Origin of the sequence: Xanthomonas sp. SHU 308 (assembly GCF_000364645.1) — a bacterium.
GTDB lineage: Bacteria > Pseudomonadota > Gammaproteobacteria > Xanthomonadales > Xanthomonadaceae > Xanthomonas_A > Xanthomonas_A sontii.
The window spans coordinates 1-3,515 of record NZ_AQOK01000029.1 but is presented as its reverse complement, the minus strand read 5'-3'; the positions used below and the strand labels follow the sequence as shown (position 1 = coordinate 3,515).

The 3,515-nt window shown below is 71.9% G+C and carries 5 protein-coding genes; 1 reads left to right on the top strand and 4 read right to left on the bottom strand.

Annotated features, from left to right (window positions below):
* Positions 1-190: 190 nt before the first annotated feature.
* From purN to purM, 4 genes are read right to left on the bottom strand one after another with little or no spacing between them, the layout of a single operon-like run.
* Positions 191-844: a phosphoribosylglycinamide formyltransferase gene (purN, locus tag D588_RS0101550; RefSeq protein WP_026143253.1), complete on the bottom strand. Its 654-nt coding sequence runs from the start codon at positions 842-844 to the stop codon at positions 191-193.
* Positions 841-1,287: a hypothetical protein gene (locus tag D588_RS0101545; RefSeq protein WP_026143252.1), complete on the bottom strand. Its 447-nt coding sequence runs from the start codon at positions 1,285-1,287 to the stop codon at positions 841-843. The genes purN and D588_RS0101545 overlap by 4 nt, the downstream gene beginning before the upstream one ends.
* Positions 1,288-1,295: 8 nt before the next feature.
* On the bottom strand, positions 1,296-1,925 hold the full coding sequence (locus D588_RS0101540) for a DUF2238 domain-containing protein (RefSeq protein ID WP_017914730.1): 630 nt from the start codon (positions 1,923-1,925) through the stop codon (positions 1,296-1,298).
* Positions 1,926-1,930: 5 nt separating this feature from the next.
* Positions 1,931-2,989 carry a phosphoribosylformylglycinamidine cyclo-ligase gene (gene purM, locus D588_RS0101535; protein ID WP_026143251.1) on the bottom strand — a complete coding sequence of 353 codons (1,059 nt, stop codon included), beginning with the start codon at positions 2,987-2,989 and terminating at the stop codon, positions 1,931-1,933.
* A gap of 106 nt (positions 2,990-3,095) precedes the next feature.
* Here purM and D588_RS23770 point away from each other — a divergent pair.
* On the top strand, positions 3,096-3,515 hold a 420-nt coding region (locus D588_RS23770; protein ID WP_017914728.1), incomplete at its 3' end, for a DUF2066 domain-containing protein.

Sequence of the window (3,515 nt, the reverse complement as noted above, 5' to 3'; positions counted from 1 at the left end):
GGGGGCGGTCTGCGGCGCCGGCTGCGCGGCGGGCGCCGGCGCGACCTGCGCAGCGACGATGGGCGCCAGCAGGCCGAGGCCGGACGCGACGAGGAAGGCGAACGGACGCGGAGCGAGCTTCATGGGATCGGCTGGCGTGAGCGGGAGGGAAGAGGGGGAGGGAGGGGCCGCGGAAAGTGCGGCAGCGCATTCAGGGAAGCAGCACGTCGTCGCAATCTAGGCGCAGCGGACTAAACCGGCACTGACCGTCCAGCCAGACCTTGCCGTCCCGTTCAGCCAGGCGGCCCGCCGCGGCCAGCCGCAGCACCGCGCACAGCAGCCGGTGTTCGCGCGGCAGCAGGCGCTGCGCCAGGTCGTCGGGACCGTCGCCGGGTTGCACCGGCACCCGCACCTGGCCGATCACCGCGCCGGCGTCCAGTTCCGGCACCACGAAATGCACGCTGGCGCCGTGTTCGGCGTCACCGGCCGCCAAAGCCTGGGCATGGGTGTGCAGGCCGCGGTACTTGGGCAGCAGCGAGGGGTGGATGTTGAGCAGGCGCCCGCCGAAGCGCTGCACGAAGCCGGCGCCGAGAATGCGCATGTAGCCGGCGCAGACCACCCAGTCCGGCCGCGCCGCGGCGACCGCGTCGCCCAGCGCCTGCTCGAAGGCGACGCGATCGGGGAAGTCCTTGGGCCGCGCCGACCAGCGCCGGTCCGGCGCCACCATCGCCAGTGCCGGCGCCTCCGGACGATCGCCGAACACGCCGACCACCTCGGCATTGAGGGTGCCGGCGGCGATCGCGGCGAGGATGGCCTGCAGGTTGGAGCCGCGCCCGGAGGCGAGCACGGCAAGGCGAAGCGTCATCGGACAGGATTCCGGAACAGGGCGTCCACCGCGGGGCGTTGCAGCGTCAGCAAGGTGGCGATGCCCAGCGCAGTGCCCAGCGGGAAGCCCAGGCAGGTGATCACGGCGCCGGCGTAGCACAGCCCCAACTGGCGGCGGTGGCGCAAGGCGCGCGCAACCAGCACCTTGAGCAGCAGCGCGAGCAGGCCGAAGCCGAGCAGGATCGACAGCATCACGATCGCGATGACGCCGTTCTGCGCCTGGTCCGGGCTCTGGCCGACGGCGTTGAGCTGCGCCTCCTCGTGCACGCCGTAGGCCAGCAAAGCGCCCACCAGCAGCACCACGACGACCTGCAGCCCCGCCATGACGGCATACAGCGTCGCCAGGGTGTTCAGGTCGGAGGTGGCACGCACCACGTCGGCGGCATGGCCGCCGGGGGCGGGAAGAGGCGGTGGCAGCGACATCGTCGGTCTCAGTGCGAGGTGGAGGGAAGCGGGCGCGGGGTGCGCCGCCACGGCCAGGCGCTGGCGCAGCCCAGCGTGGCCAGCAGCATGTCCATGTGCGCATCCCAGGGATCGCCCTGCTGGCCGTTGTAGGACTCGGCCTGCTCCGGCGACAGCAGCAGCGCGATCAGCCATTCCAGCCATTCGTAGACCAGGCTGACGCACATGATCGCCATCGTCGCCAAAACGAAGGCCTGCCGCGCCGACAGCGCCGGCCAGCGCTGGCGCACGTGGTCGCGCAATGCCGGCGCGAAGCACACCCCGAACAGCAGGTGGATCAGCCGGTCGGTGTGGTTGCGCTGCCAGCCGAAGGCCGCGCTCGGCGACCAATCGCCGGTCAATGTGCGCAGCCACTGGTCGTAGGGCACATTGGAATAGAGCCAGTGCGCGGCGACGTTGTGCACGCTGATGAAGAGGCAGATGGCGGCGAAATGGCCGGTGCGCAGCGGCCAGCGCCGGTCGTGCCAGACCAGCCAGGCCAGGCCCAGCACCGCCAGGGAGCTGTGCATGGCCTGTTCCGCCGGCCACAGCGGCCGTATCCAACTGGCGGCGAACACCGCCAGCGCCAGCGTCAGCCAGGCGCGCTTGGCCGCCGCCATGCGACTCAGCCGATGTGCACGCGTTCGCCGGCGTCCGCGGCGGCCACCACCGCGCCGATCTGCCAGTGCGCCAGGCCCAGGGTGTCCAGGCTGCGCTCCAGCGCGGCCACCTGCTCCGGCGCGGCGACCAGCACGAAGCCGATGCCGCAGTTGAAGGTGCGCCACATCTCGCTGTCGGCCACCGCGCCTTCGCGCTGCAGCCACTCGAACACCGGCGGCAGGGTCCAGGCACTGGCGCGGATGTCCAGGCCCAGGCCGTCGGGGATGACGCGGATGATGTTCTCGGTCAGGCCGCCGCCGGTGATGTGCGCCATGGCGTGGATGGCTTCGCCCTGTTCGCGCAGCAGCGACAGGATCGGCTTGACGTACAGCGCGGTCGGCGCCATCAGCGCGTCGGCCAGGGCCACGCCGCCGACCTGCAGCGCGTCCGGGCGCCCGGCGCGGTCGTAGATGCGGCGGATCAGCGAGTAGCCGTTGGAATGCGGGCCGGAGGAGGCGATGCCGATCAGCACGTCGCCCTGGCGCACCCGGGCGCCGTCGAGCAACTGCGACTTCTCCACCGCGCCGACGGTGAAGCCGGCCAGGTCGTATTCGCCCGGCGGGTACATGTCGGGCATTTCCGCGGTCTCGCCGCCGATCAGCGCGCAGCCGGCCAGTTCGCAGCCGCGGGCGATGCCGCCGACCACCGCCACGGTGGTCTCCACGTCGAGCTTGCCGGTGGCGAAGTAGTCCAGGAAGAACAGCGGCTCGGCGCCCTGCACCAGCACGTCGTTGACGCACATGCCGACCAGGTCGATGCCGATGGTGTCGTGGCGGCCGAGCTGCTGCGCCAGCTTCAGCTTGGTGCCGACGCCGTCGGTGCCGGACACCAGGACCGGCTCGCGGTACTTGCCGGACAGGTCGAACAGCGCGCCGAAGCCGCCCAGCCCGCCCATCACTTCGGGGCGGAAACTGCGCTTGACCAGGGGCTTGATGCGTTCGACGACGGCGTTGCCGGCATCGATGTCGACGCCGGCGTCGCGGTAGGTCAACGGGGCGGCGGCGGGGGGCTGGGAAGTGGTCACGGGCGGCGGGGTCGGCGGAAAGGCGGCGATTTTAACAGGCCGCATTGGCGCTAGGCCCGCATTCGGGCAACAATTCGCCCCGGATACGCCGAGTACTGGACCCTTCATGCGCCGCAGCCTTGCCTTCCTCCTGTCTTTCGCGCTGTGCCTGCCCGCCGCGACCGCCCTGGCCCAGGCCGAGCTGCGCACCGAGGGCGACGTGGCCGGCGCCACCGGCCCCTACGACGCCGAAGTGCCGGTCAACAGCCAGAGCGAGGCCGACCGCAACGGTGCCCTGTCCCGCGCGCTCGGCGTGGTGCTGGGCAAGATCTCCGGCGACAAGGGGGTGATGTCGCGGCCCGGGGTGACCCAGGCGCTGCGCAACGCCAAGAATCTGGTCGACACCTTCGACTACCGCCAGGACCAGGGCACCTCGCCGAGCGGCGCGCCGACCTTCCGCACCATCCTGGTGGCGCGCTTCCGCCCGCAGGACGTGGACGGCCTGGCCGCGGCGCTGGGGCTGCCGGTGTGGCCGCAGCCGCGGCCA

Coding starts and splice junctions, on each gene's coding strand:
- D588_RS0101545 (WP_026143252.1), bottom strand. CDS start 1,287: ATGTCGCTGCCACCGCCTCTTCCCGCCCCCGGCGGCCATGCCGCCGAC.
- D588_RS0101540 (WP_017914730.1), bottom strand. CDS start 1,925: ATGGCGGCGGCCAAGCGCGCCTGGCTGACGCTGGCGCTGGCGGTGTTC.
- purN (WP_026143253.1), bottom strand. CDS start 844: ATGACGCTTCGCCTTGCCGTGCTCGCCTCCGGGCGCGGCTCCAACCTG.